The sequence below is a fragment of the Streptomyces sp. NPDC002467 genome (assembly GCF_042889825.1).
GTDB lineage: Bacteria > Actinomycetota > Actinomycetes > Streptomycetales > Streptomycetaceae > Streptomyces.
Genome location: NZ_JBIARJ010000021.1, coordinates 60,347 through 83,329 on the forward strand (window position 1 = coordinate 60,347; position 22,983 = coordinate 83,329).

Annotated in this window: 19 protein-coding genes, 1 pseudogene and 1 riboswitch; of the genes and pseudogenes, 9 read left to right on the plus strand and 11 right to left on the minus strand. The window is 73.9% G+C overall.

Annotated elements, in window-relative coordinates; all coding sequences use genetic code 11:
* Positions 1–159 precede the first annotated feature (159 nt).
* The 7 genes from ACFYYJ_RS33740 (at position 160) to ACFYYJ_RS33770 (ending at position 8,861) form a co-directional block, all read left to right on the plus strand.
* Positions 160–1,425 (plus strand): anion permease, encoded by a 1,266-nt coding sequence (locus tag ACFYYJ_RS33740; protein WP_385129165.1) that lies wholly within the window; start codon positions 160–162, stop codon positions 1,423–1,425.
* Positions 1,426–1,453: 28 nt separating this feature from the next.
* On the plus strand, positions 1,454–1,675 hold the full coding sequence (locus tag ACFYYJ_RS33745; protein ID WP_384584431.1) for a hypothetical protein: 222 nt from the start codon (positions 1,454–1,456) through the stop codon (positions 1,673–1,675).
* Between the two features lie 155 nt (positions 1,676–1,830).
* Positions 1,831–1,914: riboswitch (cobalamin riboswitch) on the plus strand.
* A 58-nt stretch (positions 1,915–1,972) separates the two neighbouring features.
* Positions 1,973–2,968 (plus strand): cobalamin biosynthesis protein, encoded by a 996-nt coding sequence (locus ACFYYJ_RS33750; protein WP_389137958.1) that lies wholly within the window; start codon positions 1,973–1,975, stop codon positions 2,966–2,968.
* Complete coding sequence (locus ACFYYJ_RS33755) at positions 2,965–4,485, plus strand: cobyric acid synthase (protein ID WP_385129161.1); 1,521 nt, start codon at positions 2,965–2,967, stop codon at positions 4,483–4,485. Before ACFYYJ_RS33750 ends, ACFYYJ_RS33755 begins: the two co-directional genes overlap by 4 nt.
* A 250-nt stretch (positions 4,486–4,735) precedes the next feature.
* Positions 4,736–6,859 carry a putative cobaltochelatase gene (locus ACFYYJ_RS33760; protein WP_389137961.1) on the plus strand — a complete coding sequence of 708 codons (2,124 nt, stop codon included), beginning with the start codon at positions 4,736–4,738 and terminating at the stop codon, positions 6,857–6,859.
* Complete coding sequence (gene cobO, locus ACFYYJ_RS33765) at positions 6,859–7,458, plus strand: cob(I)yrinic acid a,c-diamide adenosyltransferase (RefSeq protein ID WP_079425618.1); 600 nt, start codon at positions 6,859–6,861, stop codon at positions 7,456–7,458. The genes ACFYYJ_RS33760 and cobO overlap by 1 nt, the downstream gene beginning before the upstream one ends.
* Positions 7,452–8,861 carry a cobyrinate a,c-diamide synthase gene (locus ACFYYJ_RS33770; RefSeq protein ID WP_385364536.1) on the plus strand — a complete coding sequence of 470 codons (1,410 nt, stop codon included), beginning with the start codon at positions 7,452–7,454 and terminating at the stop codon, positions 8,859–8,861. Before cobO ends, ACFYYJ_RS33770 begins: the two co-directional genes overlap by 7 nt.
* A gap of 2 nt (positions 8,862–8,863) precedes the next feature.
* On the opposite strand, the gene ACFYYJ_RS33775 is transcribed toward ACFYYJ_RS33770, so the two are convergent.
* On the minus strand, positions 8,864–9,595 hold the full coding sequence (locus tag ACFYYJ_RS33775; protein WP_385129154.1) for a ZIP family metal transporter: 732 nt from the start codon (positions 9,593–9,595) through the stop codon (positions 8,864–8,866).
* A gap of 92 nt (positions 9,596–9,687) precedes the next feature.
* On the opposite strand from ACFYYJ_RS33775, the gene cobC reads away from it, so the two are divergent.
* Positions 9,688–11,109: an Rv2231c family pyridoxal phosphate-dependent protein CobC gene (cobC, locus tag ACFYYJ_RS33780; protein ID WP_389137965.1), complete on the plus strand. Its 1,422-nt coding sequence runs from the start codon at positions 9,688–9,690 to the stop codon at positions 11,107–11,109.
* Between the two features lie 500 nt (positions 11,110–11,609).
* Here the strand turns inward: cobC and ACFYYJ_RS33785 are convergent, their stop codons facing one another.
* Both ACFYYJ_RS33785 and ACFYYJ_RS33790 read right to left on the minus strand, forming a co-directional pair.
* Positions 11,610–12,482: an SCO1860 family LAETG-anchored protein gene (locus ACFYYJ_RS33785; RefSeq protein ID WP_385131580.1), complete on the minus strand. Its 873-nt coding sequence runs from the start codon at positions 12,480–12,482 to the stop codon at positions 11,610–11,612.
* A gap of 261 nt (positions 12,483–12,743) precedes the next feature.
* Positions 12,744–13,829 (minus strand): amidohydrolase family protein, encoded by a 1,086-nt coding sequence (locus ACFYYJ_RS33790; protein ID WP_389137966.1) that lies wholly within the window; start codon positions 13,827–13,829, stop codon positions 12,744–12,746.
* A gap of 86 nt (positions 13,830–13,915) precedes the next feature.
* Here ACFYYJ_RS33790 and ACFYYJ_RS33795 point away from each other — a divergent pair, with 86 nt between their 5' ends.
* On the plus strand, positions 13,916–15,001 hold the full coding sequence (locus tag ACFYYJ_RS33795; RefSeq protein ID WP_389137968.1) for an aminotransferase class V-fold PLP-dependent enzyme: 1,086 nt from the start codon (positions 13,916–13,918) through the stop codon (positions 14,999–15,001).
* Between the two features lie 3 nt (positions 15,002–15,004).
* On the opposite strand, the gene ACFYYJ_RS33800 is transcribed toward ACFYYJ_RS33795, so the two are convergent.
* The 8 genes and pseudogenes from ACFYYJ_RS33800 to ACFYYJ_RS33835 all read right to left on the minus strand — a co-directional run bounded on the left by ACFYYJ_RS33800 (position 15,005) and on the right by ACFYYJ_RS33835 (position 22,953).
* Positions 15,005–16,060: an aminotransferase class V-fold PLP-dependent enzyme gene (locus tag ACFYYJ_RS33800; RefSeq protein ID WP_389137970.1), complete on the minus strand. Its 1,056-nt coding sequence runs from the start codon at positions 16,058–16,060 to the stop codon at positions 15,005–15,007.
* Positions 16,061–16,130: 70 nt separating this feature from the next.
* Positions 16,131–16,835, minus strand: coding sequence for a DsbA family oxidoreductase (locus ACFYYJ_RS33805; protein WP_389137972.1), 705 nt, complete (start codon positions 16,833–16,835; stop codon positions 16,131–16,133).
* A 57-nt stretch (positions 16,836–16,892) separates the two neighbouring features.
* Positions 16,893–17,405 (minus strand): annotated as a pseudogene (locus ACFYYJ_RS33810) (GNAT family N-acetyltransferase); the annotation flags it as partial.
* Between the two features lie 46 nt (positions 17,406–17,451).
* Entirely contained in the window at positions 17,452–18,900 is a 1,449-nt protein-coding gene (locus tag ACFYYJ_RS33815) for a peptidoglycan D,D-transpeptidase FtsI family protein (protein ID WP_385131595.1), read from the minus strand.
* Positions 18,901–18,962: 62 nt separating this feature from the next.
* Positions 18,963–19,637, minus strand: a complete 675-nt coding sequence (locus tag ACFYYJ_RS33820) for a response regulator (RefSeq protein ID WP_389137975.1) — start codon at positions 19,635–19,637, stop codon at positions 18,963–18,965.
* A complete protein-coding gene (locus tag ACFYYJ_RS33825; RefSeq protein WP_389137977.1) occupies positions 19,634–20,932 on the minus strand; it encodes a sensor histidine kinase in 1,299 nt (432 codons plus the stop codon). Before ACFYYJ_RS33825 ends, ACFYYJ_RS33820 begins: the two co-directional genes overlap by 4 nt.
* A complete protein-coding gene (locus ACFYYJ_RS33830; protein WP_389137979.1) occupies positions 20,932–21,990 on the minus strand; it encodes a hypothetical protein in 1,059 nt (352 codons plus the stop codon). Before ACFYYJ_RS33830 ends, ACFYYJ_RS33825 begins: the two co-directional genes overlap by 1 nt.
* A gap of 93 nt (positions 21,991–22,083) precedes the next feature.
* On the minus strand, positions 22,084–22,953 hold the full coding sequence (locus ACFYYJ_RS33835; RefSeq protein WP_385364179.1) for an IclR family transcriptional regulator: 870 nt from the start codon (positions 22,951–22,953) through the stop codon (positions 22,084–22,086).
* Between the last annotated feature and the right edge of the window lie 30 nt (positions 22,954–22,983).

Sequence of the window (22,983 nt, forward strand, 5' to 3'; positions counted from 1 at the left end):
TTTGACGTGCATTTATCGAGTTATCTACGGGAGAATCAGGACGAATGGTCGGATCGAGCCACTGGCCGGTACACCGCTCCGCCCATGGCAGTTCACCTTCCGTTCACCCAGGTTGCCTACGGTCGGCGAGCCACTGACGTCAAACAGAAGCCTGGGTAAATGGAGCACATAACGCTTCTCCTCGGGATCGTGATCATCACCGCTCTCGTGTTCGACTTCACGAACGGTTTCCACGACACAGCCAACGCGATGGCCACCACCATCTCGACCGGCGCCCTCAAGCCCAAGACGGCGGTGGCAATGTCCGCCGTGCTCAACCTGGTCGGCGCGTTCATGTCCGTCGAGGTCGCCAAGACGATCTCCAAGGGCCTCGTCAACGAAGAGGGCATCCAGCCAGAGGTGATCTTCGCCGCGCTGGTCGGAGCGATCCTCTGGAACCTCGTCACCTGGCTGATCGGCCTGCCGTCCAGCTCCTCCCACGCCCTCATGGGCGGCCTGATCGGCGCCGCTGTCGCGTCCGCCGGCCTGGGAGCGGTCAACGGCGACGTCGTCGTCACCAAGGTGCTGATCCCCGCGATCGCGGCGCCGATCGTGGCCGGTGTGGCCTCGATGCTGGCCGCCCGGGTCACGTACAAGATCGGCGGCCAGATCGGCGAGAAGACCTCCGCCAAGGGTTACCGCGCCGGTCAGATCGCCTCGGCCGGTCTCGTCTCCCTCGCGCACGGCACCAACGACGCGCAGAAGACGATGGGCATCATCACGCTGGCGCTCGTCGCCGGCGGCGCCATCGCCCCCGGCTCCAACCCGCCGGTCTGGGTCATCGTCTCCGCCGGCATGGCCATCGCGATGGGCACCTACCTCGGCGGCTGGCGCATCATCCGCACCATGGGCTCCGGCCTGACCGACCTGCAGCCGCAGCAGGGCTTCGCCGCCCAGACCTCGGCCGCCAGCGTCATCCTGGCCTCCTCCTCCCTCGGCTTCTCCCTCTCCACCACCCACGCGTGCTCCGGCGCCGTCATGGGTGCGGGCCTGGGACGCAAGGGCGGTGTGGTCCGCTGGTCCACCGCGACCCGCATGTTCATCGCCTGGGGCCTGACCCTGCCGGCCGCCGCCCTGGTCTCCGCCGGTGCCGAGCTGATCATGCGTACCGGTGACGTGGGCGTCGCCGCCGTGGCGGTCTTCCTGGTCGCCTCCTGCGCCGCCATCTGGTTCATCTCGCGCCGCCAGGTCGTCGACCACAACAACGTCAACGACGTGGCTCCGGCCGCCGCGGAGGAGCCGGGTGTCGTCACCACGGCCATGGCAGCGGTCACCGTCCCGCCGACCGTCGCCGCCGCCGGTACCGGCGCCGTGACGGACGAGGACCTCAAGGCCACCATCCCGGCCGCGACGACGACCCCCGCGGCCCCGGCCGCAGCGGTCTGACCCCGAGAACGACAGAGGAATCAGCGGTATGAAGATCGACTGGGCAGCCCTCGGCTCCGTCTTCGGAGTCAGCCTCTCCGCCACCGTCGCCCTCGTGGCCCTGTTCACCCTGGGCCTGGTGGGCCTGTCCAAGCACGAGGCCGCCACCGAGCAGGGCGGCAGCGCCACCCTCGCCCGCAGCGGCGCGTACGCCTGCTTCGCGCTCGTCGCGGTGGCCGTGGGGTACGGGATCTACCTGATCGTCTCGTAGGACACGGGGCACCTCGCACGAGAGTGCACCACGTGCGAACACTCCCTCCGGGTTTCTCCCGGGGGGAGTTTTCGCGTACCCCGCCGCAGGTCAACGGCGAGTTGACGGGCGTTCGCGGTGCGTGGTGGACTGCCCGAGCCAATACGGCGGCATGGAGAGGAAGTCCGGTGCGATTCCGGCGCGGTCCCGCCACTGTCACCGGGGCACTCCGCCGAGTGCGCCCCGGGAGCCAGGAACTCTCGCCGCCGGACACGTCGAACCAGGGCGCGGACCCTGAGTGAGGACATACCTGCCACCATGCGTGCCGATCGCGTCTTCGCGTACGGCGCCGCGGCGGGCCTGATCGGCGACCGGATCCTCGGTGATCCGCGCCGCGGGCACCCCGTGGCCGCCTTCGGACGAACCGCCGCCGCCGTCGAGCGCGCCCTGTGGCGCGACGACCGCGCCCGGGGCCTCCTGCACACCCTGGTGTGCGCCGGGGGCGCCGCCGCCGTCGGCGTGCTCGGCGCCCGCGCCGTGCGCTCCCGGCCCGCGGCCGCCCGTATCGCCCTGACCGCCGCCGCCACGTGGGCCGTCGTCGGCGGCACCTCGCTGGGCCGGGAGGCCCGCGCCATCGGCGGCGCGCTCGCCGCCGGGGACGCCGAGGTGGCCCGGGAACGACTGCCGCACCTGTGCGGGCGCGACCCGCAGGCCCTGGACGAACAGCAGATGGCCCGCGCCGTCGTGGAGTCGGTCGCGGAGAACACCTCCGACGCGGTGGTCGGCGCCCTGGTGTGGGGAGCCGTGGCCGGCGTTCCCGGGCTGCTGTTCTTCCGCGCCGTCAACACCCTGGACGCGATGGTCGGCCACAAGTCCCCCCGCTACCTGCGCTACGGCTGGGCGTCCGCCCGCCTCGACGACCTGGCGGGCTGGCCGGGATCCCGACTCACGGCCCTCGCCGCTGTGGCGGCCGGCCCGGACCGTCGGGGGGCGGTCCGGGCCTGGCGCGCGGACGCGGCCGAGCACCCCAGCCCCAACGCCGGACCGGTGGAGGCCTCCTTCGCCGGGGCGCTCGGCGTACGGCTCGGCGGAACCCTGGCGTACGGCGGGCGGGTCGAGCACCGGGCCGTCCTCAACGGCGGGACGGGGCGGCCCGTCGAGGTCGCCGACATCGAACGGGCGGTACGGCTGTCGCGGCGGGTGACCTGGCTGGCGCTGGGCGCCTGCGTCGCGGCGCGGACGCTGGTTTCGCGTACATCGCGCATATCTCGCACATCTCGTACATCGCGTACTTCACGAAGGGGGCGCGCATGAACGGCGCGAGGCGCGGCGGCGGGCTGCTGGTCGCGGGCACCACGTCCGACGCGGGCAAGAGCGTGGTCACGGCGGGCATCTGCCGCTGGCTGGTCCGCCAGGGCGTGAAGGTGGCGCCCTTCAAGGCGCAGAACATGTCGCTGAACTCCTTCGTGACCCTGGAGGGCGCCGAGATCGGGCGCGCCCAGGCCATGCAGGCCCAGGCGGCCCGCGTGGAGCCGACCGCGCTGATGAACCCGGTCCTGCTCAAGCCCGGCAGCGACCGCAGCAGCCAGGTGGTGCTGCTGGGCAAGCCGGTCGGCGAGATGAGCGCCCGCGGCTACCACGGAGGCCGGCAGGAACAGCTCCTCGGCATCGTCACGGACTGCCTGGAGCAGCTGCGGGGCACGTATGACGCCGTGATCTGCGAGGGGGCGGGCAGTCCGGCCGAGATCAACCTGCGCCGGACCGACATCGTGAACATGGGCATCGCGCGGGCCGCGCGGTTCCCGGTGGTCGTGGTCGGCGACATCGACCGGGGCGGGGTCTTCGCGTCCTTCTTCGGTACGACGGCACTGCTGTCGCCCGAGGACCAGTCGCTGATCGCCGGCTACATGGTGAACAAGTTCCGGGGCGACGTCTCGCTGCTGGAGCCCGGCATGGAGATGCTGCGCTCCCTCACCGGGCGGGCGACGTACGGCGTCCTGCCCTTCCGGCACGGGCTCGGCATCGACGAGGAGGACGGGCTCCGGGTCTCCCTGCGCGGTGCGGTGCGCGAGTCGGTCGTCGCCCCGCCCGTCGGCGAGGACGTGCTGCGGGTCGCGGTGTGCGCGGTGCCGCTGATGTCGAACTTCACGGACGTCGACGCGCTCGCGGCGGAGCCGGGGGTCGTGGTGCGGTTCGTGGACCGGGCCGAGGAGCTGGCGGACGCGGACCTGGTCGTCGTACCGGGTACCCGCGGCACGGTGAAGGCCCTGGAGTGGCTGCGCGAACGCGGACTCGCGGACGCGCTCGCGCGGCGGGCCGCGCAGGGGCGGCCGGTGCTGGGCGTCTGCGGCGGGTTCCAGGTGCTGGGCGAGCGGATCTCCGACGACGTCGAATCCCGGGCGGGCGAGGTCGAGGGCCTCGGGCTGCTGCCGGTCCGCGTGCGGTTCGCCGTGGAGAAGACCCTGGCCCGGCCCTCGGGTTCCGCGCTGGGCGAGCCCGTGGACGGGTACGAGATCCACCACGGGGTGGCCGAAGTCCTGGGCGGGGAGCCGTTCCTGGACGGGTGCCGGGTCGGGTCGGTGTGGGGTACCCACTGGCACGGCTCCCTGGAGTCGGACGGCTTCCGCCGGGCGTTCCTCCGCGAGGTCGCCTCGGCTGCCGGGCGCCGCTTCGTGCCGTCCCCCGACACCTCCTTCTCCGCGCTGCGGGAGGAACAGCTGGACCTGCTGGGGGACCTGATCGAGGAACACGCGGACACCGATGCGCTGCTCCGGCTGATCGAGGGGGGCGCCCCGGCCGGCCTGCCGTTCCTCCCGCCCGGCGCACCGTGAGCGGCTGGGCCCTGCGGGCGGCCTTCCCCCACCCCGCCCCTTCCCGAAACCGGAGGCTCCGCCCCCGGACCCCCGGTCCTCAAACGCCGGACGGGCTGGTTCCTCAGCCCCGCCGGCGTTCGAGGCGCGGGGTCCGGGCCGGTGCCCCGGGGAACGGTGGAAGGGCGGGGCGGGGAGCGGCTCCGCGCAGCGGCACCCGCGCCCCCAGCCGCACCCATACCCGTACCCGTACCCGCCAAGAAGGAGCCGCATGAGCACGCCCTACCCGTTCACCGCAGTGGTCGGCCAGACCGACCTGCGGCTGGCGCTCCTGCTCAACGCCGTGAGCCCCGCCGTCGGTGGGGTGCTCGTGCGCGGTGAGAAGGGGACCGCCAAGTCCACCGCCGTGCGCGCCCTGTCGGCCCTGCTGCCGCAGGTGGACGTCGTCCCCGGATGCCGGTTCAGCTGCGCCCCGGCCGCGCCGGACCCGGCCTGCCCCGACGGCCCGCACGAGCCCGGTGCCGGGGACGCCCGCCCCGCCCGGATGGTGGAGCTGCCCGTCGGCGCCTCCGAGGACCGCCTCGTCGGCGCCCTCGACATCGAGCGGGCCCTGTCCGAAGGCGTGAAGGCCTTCGAGCCCGGGCTGCTCGCCGACGCCCACCGCGGCATCCTCTACGTGGACGAGGTCAACCTCCTCCACGACCACCTGATCGACCTCCTCCTCGACGCCGCCGCGATGGGCGCCTCGTACGTGGAGCGCGAGGGCGTCTCGGTCCGCCACGCCGCCCGCTTCCTCCTCGTCGGCACCATGAACCCGGAGGAGGGCGAACTGCGGCCGCAGCTCCTGGACCGCTTCGGGCTGACCGTCGAGGTCGCGGCCTCCCGCGAGCCCGCCCAGCGGGTTGAGGTGGTGCGCCGCCGGCTCGCGTACGAGGACGATCCGGCGGGCTTCGCGACCCGCTGGGCGGGCGACGAACACGAGGTCCGCGCCCGCGTGGTGGCCGCCCGGGCTCTGCTCCCGAAGGTCGCGCTCGGCGACACCGCGCTGCTCCAGATCGCCGCGACCTGCGCCGGCTTCGAGGTCGACGGCATGCGGGCGGACATCGTGATGGCCCGGACGGCGACCGCGCTGGCGGCCTGGGCCGGTCGGACCGAGGTGCGCAAGGAGGACGTACGGCAGGCGGCCCTGCTGGCGCTCCCCCACCGGCGGCGCCGCAACCCCTTCGACGCTCCGGGCCTGGACGAGGACAAGCTGGACCGGATCCTCGACGAATTCCCCGACGAGGAGCCGGAGCCCGAGCCGGAGCCGGAGCCGGACGGACCCGAGCCGGAGCCGGAGGGGCCGGACGACGGCGGCGGCCCCGACGGTGGCGGCGGCGTACCCCCGCAGGGCGGTCCCGAGGGCGGCGGCCCGGCGGAGGCCCCCGAAGCGCCCGCGGAGGACCCCGCGGAGGCGCCCGAGCAGCGGCCCGACGCCCCGCAGCCCTCCGCCCAGGGAGGCGGCGCGGCTCCCGAGCAGGCCGCCGTACGGGCCTCCGAGCCCTTCCGGACCAAGGTGTTGAGCGTGCCGGGGCTCGGCGAGGGCGCGGCCGGACGCCGTTCGCGCGCCCGTACCGCCCACGGGCGGACCACCGGCTCGCAGCGGCCCCGGGGCCAGCTGACGAAGCTGCACCTGGCGGCCACCGTGCACGCTGCCGCCCCGCACCAGAAGGCGCGCGGCCGGGCCGGGCGCGGGCTGGTCATCCGCAAGGACGACCTGCGGCAGGCGACGCGGGAGGGCCGCGAGGGCAACCTCGTGCTGTTCTGCGTGGACGCCTCGGGCTCGATGGCCGCCCGGCAGCGCATGAGCGCCGTCAAGGGGGCCGTGCTCTCGCTGCTGCTGGACGCCTACCAGCGCCGCGACAAGGTCGGTCTGATCACCTTCCGCGGCTCCGGCGCCGACCTGGCGCTGCCGCCCACCTCCTCGGTGGACGCGGCGGCGGCCCGGCTGGAGCAGCTGCCGACCGGCGGGCGCACCCCGCTCGCCGCGGGGCTGCTGAAGGCGCACGAGGTGCTGCGGATCGAGCGGCTGCGCGATCCGAGCCGCCGGCCGCTGCTCGTGGTCGTCACCGACGGCCGCGCCACCTCGGCCGGGGCCGTCGGCGGCGACCCGCGCGAGCTATCGGGGCGCAGTGCCCGGCTGCTGGCCGCGGAGGGCGTCGCCTCGGTGGTCGTGGACTGCGAGTCCGGACCGGTCCGACTGGGGCTGGCCGGGGTGCTGGCCGCCGACCTCGGCGCGCATGCCGTCACCCTCGACGGGCTGCGGGCCGACTCGCTCGCCGGGCTCGTGAAGAACGTACGTACCGCGGTGACCCACACCGCGTCACCCAACAGCGTCTCCAGGAGGGCCGCGTAATGCCGCAGGGACAGCCGACCGTCGTTCCCGACGACGGACTCACGACGCGCCAGCGCCGCAACCGTCCGCTCGTCTTCGTCCACACCGGCCCCGGCAAGGGCAAGTCCACGGCGGCCTTCGGGCTGGCGCTGCGCGCCTGGAACCAGGGCTGGCCGATCGGGGTGTTCCAGTTCGTCAAGTCGGCGAAGTGGAAGGTCGGCGAGGAGAACGCGCTCAAGGTGCTCGGCGCCTCCGGCGAGGGCGGCTCGGTCGTCTGGCACAAGATGGGCGAGGGCTGGTCCTGGGTCCAGCGGGACGCCCAGCTCGACAACGAGCAGGCGGCCAAGGAGGGCTGGGAGCAGGTCAAGCGCGATCTGGCCGCCGAGACGCACAAGCTGTACGTGCTCGACGAGTTCGCGTACCCGATGCACTGGGGCTGGATCGACGTCGACGAGGTCATCGAGGTGCTGCGGAACCGTCCCGGCACGCAGCACGTGGTGATCACCGGCCGCAACGCGCCGGAGAAGCTGCTGGAGTTCGCGGACCTCGTCACCGAGATGACCAAGGTCAAGCACCCGATGGACGCCGGCCAGAAGGGCCAGAAGGGCATCGAGTGGTGACCTCGTTCGACATTCCCCGGCTGGTCATCGCCGCGCCGTCCTCCGGCAGCGGCAAGACCACCGTCGCCACGGGGCTGATGGCGGCCTTCGCGGAGCGCGGCCTCGCCGTGTCCCCGCACAAGGCCGGGCCGGACTACATCGACCCCGGCTACCACGCGCTCGCCACCGGCCGCCCGGGGCGCAACCTGGACGCCTTCATGTGCGGGCCGGAGCTGGTCGCTCCGCTGTTCGCGCACGGGGCCACCGGGTGCGACCTCGCCGTGGTCGAGGGCGTGATGGGCCTGTACGACGGCGCGGCGGGACGGGGTGAGCTGGCGTCGACGGCGCAGGTGGCGAAGTTGCTGCGGGCGCCGGTGGTGCTGGTGGTCGACGCCTCGTCGCAGTCGCGGTCGGTGGCGGCGCTGGTGCACGGCTTCGCGTCCTTCGACCCGCAGGTGCGGCTGGGGGGCGTGATCCTGAACAAGGTCGGCTCCGACCGGCACGAGGCGATGCTGCGGGAGGCCCTGGAGGAGGCCGGGATGCCGGTGCTCGGCGTCCTGCGGCGTGCCCCCCAGGTGGCCGCGCCGTCCCGTCACCTGGGTTTGGTACCGGTCGCCGAACGACGGGCGGACGCGGTGGCGGCCGTTGCCGCCTTGGCGGACCAGGTTCGGGCGGGCTGCGACCTCGACGCCCTGATGGCCCTGGCCCGGACGGCTCCCGCGCTGGACTGCGTCGCCTGGTCGCCGGAGGGTGCCGTTCCGGCCCCGCCGGCGTTTGAGGCGCGGGGGTCCGGGAGCGGAGCCCCCGGCAGCGGTGCCGCACCTGTCATCGCCGTCGCCGGCGGCCCGGCGTTCACGTTCTCGTACGCCGAGCACGCGGAGCTGCTGCGAGCCTCGGGGGCGGAGGTCGTCACCTTCGACCCCCTCCGGGACGAGGCACTCCCCGAGGGGACGGCCGGTCTGGTGATCGGCGGCGGGTTCCCCGAGGTGTACGCGCCCGAGCTGTCCGCGAACGAGCCCCTCCGCGAGGCCGTCGCCGCCTTCGCCGCGGCCGGCGGCCCCGTCGCGGCCGAGTGCGCGGGGCTGCTCTACCTCGCGCGGTCCCTCGACGGGAAGCCCATGTGCGGGGTGCTCGACGCCGACGCGCGGATGTCGGAGCGCCTCACCCTGGGCTACCGCGAGGCCGTGGCGGTGTCCGACAGCGCGCTCGCGCCCGCCGGGACCCGGCTGCGCGGGCACGAGTTCCACCGCACGGTGATCGAGCCGGGCGCCGGTGCGGCCCCCGCGTGGGGGTTCACGCACCCGGAGCGCCGCGTCGAGGGCTTCGTACAACGGGGCGTGCACGCCAGCTATCTGCACACGCACTGGGCGGCGGAGCCTTCCGTCGCGCGCCGGTTCGTGGAAGCGGCGGCGAAGCGGCCGTGAGATCAGTCCGCGAGGCCCACCACGAGCCAGATCCCGGCCACCCCGCCCACCGTGCACAGCAGCGTGGACAGGGCCGGGTGCTTGTGGTGGGCCTCGGGCAGGATCTCGGCGGCGGCCAGGTACAGCAGGACCCCTCCGAAGAATCCGAGGTACGCGCCGAGAGGTTCCTCCGGAAGGGTGAACAGCAAGGTGGACGCCGCTCCCACCACGGGGGCGACGGCGTCCGCGAAGAGCATCAACCGGGCCTTGCGGCGGTCGTTTCCGTAGAGGCTCGTCAGCGTGTACGTGTTGAACCCGTCGGCGAAGTCGTGGGTGATGACGGCCAGCGCCACGGCCACCCCCATCCCGCCGCCGACCTGGAAGGCGGCGCCCAGGGCGACCCCGTCGGCGAGGCTGTGGCCGACCATGGCCGCGGCCGCGGTGAGGCCGACCTGGGGGACCCGGTGGCCGTGGCCGTTCTCGGCGCCGTGAGCGGCCTGGCGTACGGCGAGGAGCCGTTCGGCGACGTGCGCGACGAGGAACCCGGCCACGAAGAGCAGCAGGGCGAGCGGGACGCCGAGGAACTCGTCGCCCGCGGCGTGCAGGGCCTCCGGGAGCAGGTCGAGACCGACCACGCCGAGCATGAGCCCGCCGGCCAGGCCCAGCACGAGGTGGCGGCGGTCGGTGACGCGCTGCGCCGCCCATCCGCCCGCCAGCGTCATCAGGAACGCGCCCAACGCCACGATCACGGCCATGTGGCCCTGAATACCGACTCCCCGCCCCGCGCGCACGTCCGCGCGCGGGTGGCGGGCGGCGGATGGTTGACGATACGGAGGGAGGATCCCCGGTGGGCGAGTACGTGACGCGGCTGGTGGTCGGGGTCGGCGGACGGGCGGGGGTCTCCGTGGCGGAGGTCTGCGCCCTGGTGGAGGAGACCCTGCGCGGGGCCGGGTTGGCCTCGGAGGCCGTGACGGCGCTCGCCACGGTGGAGTCGAAGGCGGCCGAAGCGGGGCTGACGGGTGCGGCGGAACGTTTCGGTGTGCCGCTCGTCGGCTATCCGGCGGAGCAGTTGGCCGCGATCACGGTGCCGCACCCCTCGGAAGCGGTGCGGGTGGAGACCGGCACGCCTTCGGTGGCGGAGGCCGCGGCGCTGGCGGCCGGCGGCGAACTCCTCGTACCGAAGCGCCGGTCGGTGGCGGCGACCTGCGCGGTCGCCACGGCCCAGGCGCACGACCTGCGGCACCACGGGGACGCGGAGGTCATCGACGCGGGCGCGGGGCTGGTGGACCTGGCGGTCAACGTACGGTCGGACACTCCCCCGGAGTGGCTCAAGCAGCGGATCGCGGCCTCGCTCGGGGACCTCGCCGCCTACCCGGACGGCCGGTCCGCGCGTGCGGCGGTCGCGGCGCGGCACGGGCTGCCGGTCGAGCGGGTGCTGCTGACGGCCGGGGCGGCGGAGGCGTTCGTCCTGATCGCGCGGGCGCTGGGGGCCGTACGGCCGGTGGTGGTGCACCCGCAGTTCACCGAGCCGGAGGCGGCCCTGCGGGATGCGGGGCACCGGGTGGAGCGGGTGCTGCTGACGGCGGAGGACGGGTTCCGGCTGGACCCGGCGATGGTGCCGGAGGAGGCGGACCTGGTGGTGGTGGGCAACCCCACCAACCCGACGTCGGTCCTGCACCCGGCGGCGACGCTGGCCGCGCTGGCCCGGCCGGGGCGGATCCTGGTGGTCGACGAGGCGTTCATGGACGCCGTCCCGGGCGAACGGGAGGCCCTTGCGGGGCGGACCGACGTGCCGGGGCTGGTGGTGCTGCGGAGCCTGACGAAGACGTGGGGGCTGGCGGGGCTGCGGATCGGCTACGTGCTGGCCGAGCCGGAGGTGATCACGAAGCTGGCCGCGGCGCAGCCGCTGTGGCCGGTGTCGACCCCGGCGCTGGTGGCGGCCGAGGCGTGCGTGGCGCCGGCGGCCTTGGCCGAGGCGGAGGAGGCGGCGCGGCGGATCGCGGTGGACCGGGCGCATCTGCTGGCCGGGCTGGCGGAGTTCGACGAGGTGTCGGTCGTAGGGGTGGCGGAGGGCCCGTTCGTCCTGATCCGGGTCGCGGACGCGGCGGAGGTCCGGACGCGGTTGCGCGGCCTGGGCTTCGCGGTGCGGCGGGGGGACACGTTCCCCGGTCTGGACCGGTCGTGGCTCCGCCTCGCGGTCCGGGACCGTGCGACGACGGGGCGGCTCCTCCAGGCCCTCGACCACGCCCTTGCGCTGGCCGCGCCTTGACCGGTCCCGCCTGACTCGTCCGCCGCACCGGTCCGGGGCTCCGCCCCGCACCCCGCGCCTCAAACGCCGGCGGGGCTGGATTTGGCCACTGTCGTCCGCCGGGTGCGGGCCTTTCAGCCTCGCCGGCGTTTGAGGCGCCGTTTTCAGCCCGTCCGGCGTTTGAGGACCGGGTCCGGGCAAAGCCCGGGGAACGGTGGAAGGGCGGGTAGGGGACCGGCTCCGCGCAGCGGCACCCCCGCCCCCGCCGGGCCGCGCCCATGGGCCGTCGGGGCCGGGCGCGCGCCGGGGCACCTCCTCGGGCGTCGAACGGGAAGCGGCAGCGGACATGCAAGACGTGGTGCGTTCGACGCCCTGCGGGGGCGCCCCACCGCACACCCGACCCCGACGACACGGGGGTGCCACGCCGCGCACCCGACCCCGACGGCACGGGGTCACGCCGGGCGCACGTCGGCCCCCGCGGGGCCGCTGAGCACCCCCCTCCCGGTGCTCAGCGGCGCCCGCTACGACGGCCGGCGGCTCACGACCAGCGCCCCCGCGCCGATGCCGAGCAGGATCAGCGCGCCGCCCGCGACGTACGGGGTCGGTGAACCGCCGCCCGTTTCGGCGAGGTTCGCGTGGGTCGTGGACGTGTTCGTGGTCGTCGTCTGCGGCTTGATGTCCGGCTTCGGCGCCGCCGGCGCCTCGCAGTGCGCCTCCGCCAGCACGATCTCCCCCTCCACCTCCGCCACGTTGAGCTTCAGCGGGTTCAGGGACACCTTCAGCCGGAGCGCGGTCGCGGCGGCGGTCGTGGAGGTGGTCTGCGTGGCGGACAGTTCGAGGGTGACCTGGCCCAGCCCGGGGACCTCGACCTTGGTCGGGGGGCCGCCGGCGGTCACGGTGGTCTTCTTGCCGAGCGCGGTCACCGACCCGAGGACGTTCGAGGTGGCCACCGGCTGCTTCCCGGCCTCGCAGACGGCCTTGGAGGTGACCTTCTCCACCTCGATGAGGGAGAGCGCGGGCAGGCCCGGCACGTGCACCCTGGCCTTCGCGAGGTTGGCCTCGGCCTCGGCCCGGTTCTTGTCGGCGGTCGCCTTGGAGGTGGCCACGTCGGCGCGCAGGACGCTGACCGGCGTTCCGCCGTCGACCCCGTCGAGGGTGACGGTCAGCGCCGTCTTCTCCGCCGTCGCGGGGGCGTTCACCTCGTTGAGGGTCGCCTTCAGCGGTACGTGCACGGTCTTGTTGAGCAGGCCCACGTCCAGTCCGGTGCTCAGGACGACGGCGCCCGCCTTGCCCTCGCCGCCTCCCGTGGCGAAGGCGGGCGGGGCGGCGAGCAGGGCGACCGCTCCCGTGGCGAGGAGGACGGCCGCGGGCATGCGGAAGGTGTTGCGGTTCAAGGTCGTGGAACCCCCGAGGAGATGGGTGCCGTCACGTCGCCAATGGGGGACATCGCGCGCCGACGGCCTCTACCCTCGGAATCTTTACGCACTGTGGGTGAACGGGTGGGTACCTGACGTCACTTCACCCCAAAGGGTGGTTTTCGGGTGCGCATTCGATTATTTGCGTCTCGCGAGGAACAGGGGTTCTCTCCCGTACCGGGCGGGGGCGAGTCCAACGACCGGTTCGCGGGGATGTCACGCCCGCCGTCAACGCGGCGCTCAGGAGCGGACCTTGCCGTTCACCACCACGCGCAGCGGATCGGCGAGCACCCGTACGTCGACCCTCGGATCGCTGCCGTAGACCACGAGGTCTGCCGGCGCGCCCTCGGTGAGGCCGGGCCTGCCGAGCCATGCGCGGGCCGCCCAGGCCGTGGCCGAGAGGGCGTCCAGGGCGGGGATGCCGGCCTTGACGAGCTCCGCGACCTCGGCCGCGACCAGGCCGTGCGGCAGGGAGCCGCCCGCGTCGGTGCCCACGTACACCTCGATGCCCGCGTCGTAGGCCGCGCGGACGGTGTCGTAGCGCCGTTCGTGGAGCCGCCGCATGTGGGCCGACCAGTTCGGGAACTTCGCCTCGCCGCCGGCGGCCAGTTTCGGGAAGGTCGCGATGTTCACGAGCGTCGGGACGATCGCCACCCCGCGCTCGGCGAAGAGCGGGATGGTGTCCTCGGTGAGGCCGGTGGCGTGTTCGATGCAGTCGATGCCCGCCTCGACCAGGTCGCGCAGCGAGTCCTCGGCGAAGCAGTGGGCCGTGACCCTGGCACCCAGCCGGTGCGCCTCGGCGATGGCGGCCTCGACCTCGGCGCGCGGCCAGCAGGCGGTGAGGTCCCCGGCGTCGCGGTCGATCCAGTCGCCGACGAGCTTGACCCAGCCGTCGCCGCGCCGCGCCTCGCGGCCGACGTACTCGACGAGGTCGGCCGGCTCGATCTCGTGCGCGTAGTTGCGGATGTAGCGGCGGGTGCGCGCGATGTGCCGGCCCGCCCGGATGATCTTCGGGAGGTCCTCGCGCTCGTCGACCCAGCGGGTGTCCGAGGGGGATCCGGCGTCGCGGATCAGGAGGGTGCCGGCGTCCCGGTCGGTGAGGGCCTGGCGTTCGGCGGTCTCGGCGTCGACCGCGCCGTGGGCGTCGAGCCCCACGTGGCAGTGCGCGTCGACCAGTCCGGGCAGGACCCAACCGGTCACCGCGGTGACCTCGCGGGCCGTGCGCGGGCGCTCGTACGAGACCTTCCCGTCGACCACCCAGAGCTCGTCGCGGACTTCGTCGGGACCGACGAGGACCCGCCCCTTCACGTGCAGCACATCGCTCATGTCGGCACTGTAACGGCGCGCTGGGTAGGCTCTGGAGGAATGGCCGGACGTATCCGGACAGCCTGGACGAAGAGAGAAGCACCCCCGTGTCCCACCCCCTCCTGGACCTCCCGCCGCTGACCGCGGAGCGTTTCGCGTCGATCGAACGGGGGGTCGCGGAGCTGCTCTCCACCCGGCACGACGTGGTGATCACCCAGGGCGAGGCGCTGCTGCCGCTGGAGGGGTGCATCCGCTCGGGCGCCCGGCCCGGTTCGACCGCGCTGAACGTGGTCACCGGCCCGTACGGGACCACGTTCGGCAACTGGCTGCGCGACTGCGGGGCGACCGTGGTGGACCTGGAGGTCCCCTTCGACACCGCCGTGACGGCCGACGCGGTCGCGCGGGCGCTGGCCGCGCGCCCGGAGATCGACTTCGTCTCGCTGGTCCACGCCGAGGCCGCGACGGGGAACACGAACCCGGTCGCGGAGATCGGCGAGGCAGTACGGGAGCACGGCGCGCTGTTCATGGTGGACGCGGTGGCCTCGGTCGGCGCGGAGCCACTGCTGGTGGACGCCTGGGGCGTGGACCTGTGCGTGATCGGCGCGCAGAAGGCGATGGGCGGGCCGGCCGGGGTGTCGGCGGTGTCGGTCTCGGAACGCGCGTGGGCCCGGTTCGCCGAGAACCCCGCGGCTCCGCGCCGCTCCTACCTCTCGCTCCTCGACTGGAAGGAGCGCTGGATCGACACCGGGCGCAAGGCGCTGCCGCACGCCCCGGCGCAGCTGGAGATGCTGGCGATGGAGGCCTGCCTGGACCGGATCGCGGACGAGGGGCTGTCCGCGGTGATGGCCCGGCACGCGGCCGCCGCCGCGGCGACCCGGGAGGGTGCGGCCCTGCTGGGGCTCGCCCCGTACGTGGGCCGGGCGGCGGAGGCCGCGCCGGTGGCCACCACGCTGCGAGCCGAGGAGGCTTCGCAGGTGGTGGCGAAGGCGCTGGCGGCGGACCCGTCGGCGCCGCTCGCCGCGGGCGGCGGGGCCCTGGCCCGGGAGATGATCCGGATCAACCACTACGGTCCGGCGGCTTCGCTGCCGGTGGTCCGCGCCTCCCTGACGGCGCTCGCGGCCGCCGTGGGGGCCGATCCGGAGCCGGCACTGGCCGCGGCGGAGTCGGCCTGGGCGGCCTCCCCCGCGCGGTAGCGGTCAGGACAGGGCGTCGAGGAGCCGGTCCACGTCCGCCTCGGTGTTGTACAGGTGGAACGAGGCCCGCAGGGAGCCCGCGCGGGCGGAGGTGGCGATGCCGGCCGCCAGCAGCGCGGGCCCGCGGTCGGCGAGGCCCGGCACCGAGACGATGGCGGCCTCCCCGGGCACGGGCTCGTGGCCGAGGCGGGCGAGGCCGGCGCGGTAGCGGGCGGCCAGGGCGGTGTCGTGGGCGTGGACGGCCTCGACGCCGATCCGCTCCAGCAGGGCCAGCGAGGGCTCGGCCGCGTGGTAGGCGAGGAAGGCCGGGGTCTCGTCGAAGCGGCGGGCCCCTTCGGCCAGTTGCGGCATGGGCCCGTAGATGGAGTCCCAGACGGACTCCGCCGCCACCCATCCCGCGTTGATCGGGGTCAGGGTGTGCTGGGCCTCCTCCGACACGGTCAGGTAGGAGGCCCCTCGACCGCCGAGCAGCCACTTGTAGCCGCCGGTGACCGTGTAGTCGTACGGCGAGGCGTCGAAGGGGAACCAGCCGACCGCCTGCGTCGCGTCCACGAGCATCCGGGCCCCGTGCGCCGTCGTGGCGGCGCGGACGGCAACCAGGTCGACCGCCCGACCGTCCGCGGACTGCACGGCGCTGACCGCGACGAGGGCGGTGTCCGGGCCGACGGCCTCGGCGAGGGTTTCGAGGGGCGCGAAGCGCACCTTGAGGTCGCTCCGGACCACGAAGGGGTTGATGACGGAGGCGAAGTCGCCCTCCGCGCAGAGGACTTCGGCTCCGGACGGGAGTGATGTCGCGACGAGGCCGCCGTGGGTGGCGACGGCCGAGCCCAGGGCGACCCGCCCCGCGTCCACGCCCACCAGCCGGGCGAAGGCGGCGCGGACCCGGCCGACGCGGTCGAAGTCGCCGAATCCGGCGGGGATCCCGGCCCCCGCCGCCTCGGCCAGCTCCCGTACGGCCGCGACGGCGGAACGCGGGAGCACCCCGCAACTGGCGGTGTTGAGGTAGGTGGTGGAGTGGGCGAACTCGGCCCGGGCCGCTTCGGAGATCGGAAGGTCCATGGCGTCAACTCTGCGCCAGGATCAACTCAAAGTCCATTGGTGGGTTTCATTCGCCCACTCCAAGGAATCCTTATGCCTGCGGGACCGCGCACGCGCCGTCCGGCTCGCACGCCTCGGCGGCGTTCGACTCCTCGACCTCGCGCCCGGCCCACGCCTGCTCCAGGGCTCGGGTGAACACCTCGGCCGGCTGGCCTCCGGAGATCCCGTAGCGGCGGTCGAGGACGAAGAACGGGACGGCGCTCGCGCCCAGTTCGGCGGCTTCGCGCTCGTCGGCGCGGACCTCGTCGGCGTAGGCGGAGTCGTCGGCGAGGACGGCGCGGGCCTCGGCCCCGTCCAGTCCGGCCTCGACGGCGAGGGCTACCAGCACCTCGGGGTCGAAGACGGAGCGGACCTCGGCGAAGTTCGCCCGGAAGGCGAGGTCGAGCAGCTCCTCCTGGCGGCCGCGTGCGGCGGCCAGGTGCAGCAGGCGGTGGATGTCGAAGGTGTTGCCGTGGTCACGGCCGTCGGTGCGGTAGTCGAGCCCCTCGGCGCGGGCGGTGGCCGCGACGTGCTCCTCCATGGCGCGCGCCTCGTCCAGGGTCCGGCCGTACTTCTTGGCGAGCATCTCCAGGACCGGGGCGGTGACGCCCTTGGCGCCGCCCGGGTCCAGCTCGAACGACCGGAAGACGACCTCGACCTGGTCGCGGTGGGCGAAGTCGGCCAGCCCCTGGTGGAAGCGGGCCTTGCCGATGTAGCACCACGGGCAGGCGATGTCGCTCCAGATCTCGACGCGCATGTTCCTTCTTCTCTCCGATTGCGAACGGTTTCCGGTTCAACCACTCGCCGCCCCGTCTCATTCCCCGGACGGCGGCACCGTGAGCCACAGGGTGCGGTGGGACCCGGTGCGACCGGACGCCGGGGCGGGGAGCCAGCCGTGGTGGGCGTAGAAGGCCTGGGCGCGCAGGTTGTGTTCGTAGACCTCCAGGCGGACCCGGCTGATTCCGGCGCGTCTCCAGGCGTCGAGGCAGGCCGCGTGCAGGGCCGCCCCGGTGCCGCGGCGCCAGTGGACCGGGTCGACGTGGAGCTGGGTCAGGGTGGTCTCGCCCTCCGCGGTGAGGAAGGCGGCGACGCCGGTGACCTCGCCGCCCTCCTCGGCGCAGAGCACCCGGCCCTCGGTGGCGGGCCGGGCGACCGCCCGTGACCAGGCCTCCCTGGTCCGGGTGAGTTCGGCTTCACCGGCGTAGGCCTGCTCCGGGATGTGGCCCTGGTAGTAGGTGGCCCGGGCCCTGGCGTGGAGGGCTGCGATGGCGTCGAGGTCTGCGGATTGCGCGGTCCTGATCATGGGAAGGGGAACGCGCCGGGACCCGTGTCGGTTCCCGGCGCGTCGACCCTGCCCGTTTCTTCGGCCACGGCTACTTGCCCAGCCACGCCGCCATCATCTTCTGGGCGATGGGGGCGGCCAGCTTGCCGCCGCCGATCTCGGAGCGGTCGGTGTCCGAGTTCTCGATCACGACGGCCACGGCGATCTGCTTGCCGCCCTTCTTTCCGTACGAGGTGAACCAGGCGAGCGGGGAGAGGCTGTTGTTGACGCCGCGCTGGGCGGTACCGGTCTTGCCACCCACCTCGGCGCCCGAGACCTGGGCCGGCTTGCCGCCGCCCTCGGTGGCGACGGTCCTCATGGCGTCCCTGACCATCGAGGCGGTCTTCTCGCTCATGACCTGCTGGGACTTCGGGTCCTTGAAGCTCTCCAGCGTGTTGCCGCCCGCGTCGGTGACCTCGGAGACCATGTGCGGGGCGACGAGCTTGCCGCCGTTCTCGATCGCGGCCGTCACCATCGCCATCTGGAGCGGGGTGGCCTGCACGTCGAACTGGCCGATACCCGTCTGCGCGACCTGGTCGACGGACATCTTCTTCGACGGGTACTTGCTCGACGGGTTGGTGCGGACCGGGGTGTCGATCTGCGTGTTGAAGCCGAGCTTCTCGGCCATGGCCCGCATCTTGTCCTGGCCGAGCTTGTTCGCGAGCTCCGCGAAGACGTTGTTGCAGGACAGCCGCAGCGCGGTGCGCGGCGACGCGTTGTTGCAGGCCGCGGAGCCCGCCTCGCTGGGGAGCAGGGTGCGGGTGCCCGGGATCGTGTACGGGTCGGGGGTGCCGGTCGGCTGGTCCAGATTCGTGACCAGGCCGTTCTCGATCGCCGCCGCGAGGGTGACCAGCTTGAAGGTGGAGCCGGGCGCCTGGGGCTTGCGCAGCGCCACGTTCTCCATGGCCTTGCCCTTGTCGGCGGAGAGCTCCGCCCAGGCCTCCTTGTCGTTCGCGCCGGTGATCCGGCCGGGGTCGAAGGAGGGGTTGTTCACGACGGCGAGGATCTCGCCCGTGGCGGGGTCGATGGCCACGGCGGCGCCCTGCTTGCCCTGGAGCGCGTCGTAGGCGGCCTTCTGCACGTCCTTGTCGATCGTGGTCAGCACGTTGCCCGGGGCGGCCCGCTTGTTGGTGAGCGTGTCCATCATGGTCTTCAGCCGGTTGTCGGAGCCGTTGAGGACGTTCTTGTAGATGCCCTCCAGCAGGGTCGCGCCTTGGACCGGGGAGTTGAAGCCGGTGATCGGCGCGTAGAGGGGGCCGTCGGTGTAGGTCCGCTTGTACGCGAAGTCCTTGCCGCCCGTCTGCACCGAGCCCGTGATCGCCTCCCCGCCCACGATGATGTTGCCCAGCGGGTTCTCGTACTTCCCGATGGCGTTCCGTCGGTTGTGCTCGTCGTCTGCGAGGGCCTGGCCTTGGTACGCCTGCACCCAGGTGACGCGGACCAGCAGGGCCAGCACCAGGAGCAGACAGAAGACCGACGCACGCCTGATCGTCTTGTTCATCCCCCAGAAGGACGTCCCAGCCGCCCCGACCGTTCCGCTCTGCCCTGATTGTGGCCGGGTTCTCAGCTTTTCTTCATGACGAAGCCTCCCTCGTAGGCCGCGATGACCGCCTGCGTCCGGTCGCGGGAGCCCGTCTTAGTGAGGACCGCCGCGACATGGGTCTTCACCGTCTGCGGGCCGACCCCGAGACGTTCGCTCATCTCGTGGTTGGACAGTCCGGTGGCCATCAGGCGCAGTACGTCGGCCTCCCGCTCTGTGAGCCGGGACACCCAGGGCGCGGCGCCGGGCCGGGTACGGGGCGCCTGGGCCGCGGCGAGGGAGCGGACGGCCGCGGGGAAGAGCAGGGAGTCGCCCCGGGCCACCAGCCGGACCGCGCCGATCAGCTCGTCGGGGTCGGCGCGCTTGAGGAGGAAGCCGGAGGCTCCGGCCCGCAGCGCGTCGTAGACGTAGGCGTCGTTCTCGAAGGTGGTGACGACCACGATCCGGGGCGGCTCGGGCATGGTGGCGAGGATCTGCTCGGTGGCCCGTATCCCGTCTATCTCGGGCATCCGGACGTCCATCAGCACCACGTCGGGGGCCAGTGAGCGGACCAGCGGCACCGCCTCGGCTCCGGTGGCCGCCTCACCGACCACCTCCAGGTCGGGTTCGGCTTCGAGGATGACCCGCAGCGCGGTGCGGACCATCCGCTCGTCGTCGCAGAGCACCAGGCGCAGCGGGGGCCTGCTGGGCGCGGTCATCGGGCTCCCTCCCCCAGCGGGAGTACGGCCTTCAGCCGCCAGCGACCCTCGTGCGGGCCGGCCTCGATGGCGCCGCCGAGCAGCGCGGCCCGTTCGGCCGCGCCGCGCAGGCCCCGGCCCCCGGTCGTACGGGGCTCCCGGTCGTCGGGCGCGGCGGGCGGATTGGTCATGGTGATCTCCAGTTCACGGTGCGCTCCTTCTCGGCGGGGGTCCTCCCCCTCGTGTACGCGGATCCGCAGCTCCACGGGGCCGGAGCCGTGTCGCAATGCGTTGCTGAGGCCCTCCTGGACGATCCGGTACGCCTCTCGGGAGGCGATCGCCGGCAGCTGCGCCCACTCCCGAACGGGCCCGGGGTCCTGGTCGGCGGTCACGGTGGTGCCGGCCGCCCGGGTGCGGGCGAGCAGTCCGTCGAGGTCGGCGGCGAGGGTGGGGGCCGGCGCGGCGTCCGGCCGCGTCGGGTCCCCGTCGCGCAGCAGGCCCAGTACGGCGTCCAGCTCGCCCACGGTCCGCCGGGTGGTGTCCTCGATGGCGGCCAGCGCCTCCCGTACGAACTCCGGGTCGCGGTCCAGCACCCGCCGGGCGGCGACCGCCTGCAGGGTGACGGCGCTCAGCGCGTGCCCGACCGCGTCGTGCAGCTCCCGGGCCAGCCGGTTGCGCACGGCCAGGTCCGCGGTCCGTTCCTCCGCGGCCGCCAGCCGGTCCGCCGCGGTCGGCCCGAGCAGTACCGGTGCCATCCGCGCCAGCAGCGCCCCCGCCCCGGCGGCGACCAGGACGAGCCCGGCCAGCAGGGCGATCCCGATCGGCGGTGCCACGTACGGCTGGGCGTCGGTGGAGAACCAGCCGAACCCGAGGCGTACTTCCTTCAGCCCGCTCACGAACGGCAGCGCGATCAGCACGACCCCCATGGGCGGCACCGCGAGCGTCAGCCCGCTGACCAACGCGCCGACCCCCAGGTGCAGGGTCCACCAGGCGGACGTTCGCCCCCGGGCCGCCCAGGACCGGGCCGGCCCCTCCGCCAGCCGGTCCCCCGGCACCCCGCACATGGCCCGGACCGCGGTCACCGACAGCGGCCGCACCAGCCCGAAGACGGCGGTGACCGCTGCAAGCGGCAGGGCGGCGGCGTAGGAGGCGAGGGCCAGCGGGAAGGAGTCGAGTGCGTTGACTCCGCCGGCCGCCATGCCGACCCCCACCTCCGCGAGGAGGAAGTACGGCATCAGCAGGGCCCCGCCGAGGATCTGGTGCACCCAGCGCAGCCGGGCCCGCCCGCCCAACAGCACGCCCAGGCCGTCGCGCATCACCCCTCTCGGCGGGATATGAGGAACCGGGTGAGGACTGCGGCGGCGAGCGATCCGGTGATCATCTGGCCAGCGTAGGTCAACAGGACTGCTGCCGGCGGACCTTCACCTCCGTCCAGCTGCGGCCCCAGCGAGGCGGTCAGCATCCAGGCCCCCCATGCCAGGGCGGCCCCCGCGCCGACCCAGGTGAGGGCCAGCGGCCACCGTGCCCGCAGGCTCCCCCCGCGGGCCAGGAGCAGGGCCCCCGCGCCGGCGGCGAGTGCGCACGTCCCGTGGACGACGGTCACCACGGCAGTCTCCGCCGAGTAGGCCGCGGCCCGCTCCGCGCCCAGCCCGGCACCGCCCCCGAAGGCCCAGTAGGCGTGCACCGCCCCGACCGCGAGGCCGGCCGCTGCCGAGGCTGCCGCCACCACCCCCGTGGACGACGGCAGCCTCCGCCCCAGCACGCCCTGCCAGCGCCGGCCCCAGCGCTCCCGCGCATAGGGCACGAACAACCCGGCCAGGGCGAGTCCTTGGATCGCGAATCCGGTGTACACGACGTTGAACACCCAGGGGTCCAGGAAGGGCAGACGCACCGCCTTGGCGGCGGCGTCCTCCCCGAAGCCCAGCAGGCGTATGAGGAGTTGGCCCGGGAACCCGGTGATGATCGGGGTCAGCAGTCCGGTCGCGACGAACACCGGGACGGCCAGCAACCAGGCCGGCACCCGCATGCCCCAGGGCCGGGTGAGCACCAGCACGAGCAGGACCACGCAGGCGTCCATCGCCACCGTGACGGCATTCGCCGCCATGAGGAACGGCTCGGGATCCAGCAGCACGCTGCCGTCCGGTATGCCGATCCGGCTCCCCGCCAACCAGGCGGTCTTGAGTGCCAGGTAGGGCACGGTGGCGGCCAGGGCGGCCACCCGCAGGATCTGCCGCCCGACCCCCGGAACAGGAGTCGGCCGATGGGGCTGCCGGGACTGCGGATCCGACTCCGGCTCCGACTCCGGCTCCGGCTCCGGCTCCGGCTGCGACTCGGGCCGCTCCGCACCCGTCGGGTGCACTGCTCGTGTGGTCATGACCCAACGGTCCCGCGCGCGGCGCCCCGCCACCTCCCCCTCCAAGGGGAACCGTCTCCCCCGAGCGGGGGAGGAACCGCCCCCTCCACCGCCTCACATGCGCCGCGTGACCACCGACAGCCGGTCCCGCGCCTCGAACAGCGCCGCCTTGATGACCTGTTCGTGCCCCGGCGTCAGCCGGGCCACCGGCACCGAGCAGCTCACCGCGTCCCGCGCCGGAGTCCGGTACGGGATCGCCGTACCGAAGCAGCGCAGACCGAGGGTGTTCTCCTCCCGGTCCACCGCGTACCCCTGCTCCCGGACCAGCGCCAACTCCTCGATGAGCTGCTCCCGGTCGGTGACGGTGTGCTCGGTGACCGCCTCCAGCCGCCGCGGCAGCAGCGCCCGCACCTCCGCGTCCGTGTGCGTGGCCAGCAGCGCCTTGCCCAGCGCCGTCGAGTGCACGGGCAGCCGCCGTCCCACCCGGGTGAAGGGCCGCAGGTAGTGCTGCGACTGGCGGGTGGCCAGGTACACCACGCTCGTCCCGTCCATCCGGGCCAGGTGGATGGTCTCGGTCGTGTCGTCGGACAGCCGGTCCAGGGTGGGCCGGGCCGCGGCGACGACCTCGTCCCCGTCGATGTACGAACTGCCCACGAGCAGGGCCCGTACGCCGATGCCGTACCGCGTGCCGGTGGCGTCCGTCTCCACCCACCCCAGGTTCACCAGGGTGCGCAGCAGCATGTACAGGCTGGACTTGGGCAGCGAGAGGTCGTGCTGGATGTCCGCCAGGCTGTGCAGCCCGGGCCGCGCCGCGAAGTGCTCCAGCAGCAGCACGGTCCGGACCGCCGATTTGACCGCCGCCCCCGCCGCCCCCGGCACCGCCCCCGACGTCGCCGCGTCCTGCGCCGCCCCCGGCACCGCCGCGTCCCGGGCCGTCTCCTGCGCCGTTCCCCGGGCCGGCGGCCCCGCCTCGGTCGTCGTCATGGGCGCGCTTCCCCTCTGGTCGCCTCCGGC

Excerpts from the sequence above, each read along its gene's own strand:
- ACFYYJ_RS33800 (WP_389137970.1), bottom strand. The coding sequence starts at position 16,060 with ATGGACCTTCCGATCTCCGAAGCGGCCCGGGCCGAGTTCGCCCACTCC.
- ACFYYJ_RS33835 (WP_385364179.1), bottom strand. The coding sequence starts at position 22,953 with ATGACGACGACCGAGGCGGGGCCGCCGGCCCGGGGAACGGCGCAGGAG.
- ACFYYJ_RS33750 (WP_389137958.1), top strand. The coding sequence starts at position 1,973 with ATGCGTGCCGATCGCGTCTTCGCGTACGGCGCCGCGGCGGGCCTGATC.
- ACFYYJ_RS33745 (WP_384584431.1), top strand. The coding sequence starts at position 1,454 with ATGAAGATCGACTGGGCAGCCCTCGGCTCCGTCTTCGGAGTCAGCCTC.
- ACFYYJ_RS33825 (WP_389137977.1), bottom strand. The coding sequence starts at position 20,932 with ATGCGCGACGGCCTGGGCGTGCTGTTGGGCGGGCGGGCCCGGCTGCGC.
- ACFYYJ_RS33755 (WP_385129161.1), top strand. The coding sequence starts at position 2,965 with ATGAACGGCGCGAGGCGCGGCGGCGGGCTGCTGGTCGCGGGCACCACG.
- ACFYYJ_RS33775 (WP_385129154.1), bottom strand. The coding sequence starts at position 9,595 with ATGGCCGTGATCGTGGCGTTGGGCGCGTTCCTGATGACGCTGGCGGGC.
- cobO (WP_079425618.1), top strand. The coding sequence starts at position 6,859 with ATGCCGCAGGGACAGCCGACCGTCGTTCCCGACGACGGACTCACGACG.
- ACFYYJ_RS33830 (WP_389137979.1), bottom strand. The coding sequence starts at position 21,990 with ATGACCACACGAGCAGTGCACCCGACGGGTGCGGAGCGGCCCGAGTCG.
- ACFYYJ_RS33815 (WP_385131595.1), bottom strand. The coding sequence starts at position 18,900 with ATGAACAAGACGATCAGGCGTGCGTCGGTCTTCTGTCTGCTCCTGGTG.
- ACFYYJ_RS33805 (WP_389137972.1), bottom strand. The coding sequence starts at position 16,835 with ATGCGCGTCGAGATCTGGAGCGACATCGCCTGCCCGTGGTGCTACATC.
- ACFYYJ_RS33740 (WP_385129165.1), top strand. The coding sequence starts at position 160 with ATGGAGCACATAACGCTTCTCCTCGGGATCGTGATCATCACCGCTCTC.
- ACFYYJ_RS33820 (WP_389137975.1), bottom strand. The coding sequence starts at position 19,637 with ATGACCGCGCCCAGCAGGCCCCCGCTGCGCCTGGTGCTCTGCGACGAC.
- ACFYYJ_RS33760 (WP_389137961.1), top strand. The coding sequence starts at position 4,736 with ATGAGCACGCCCTACCCGTTCACCGCAGTGGTCGGCCAGACCGACCTG.
- ACFYYJ_RS33790 (WP_389137966.1), bottom strand. The coding sequence starts at position 13,829 with ATGAGCGATGTGCTGCACGTGAAGGGGCGGGTCCTCGTCGGTCCCGAC.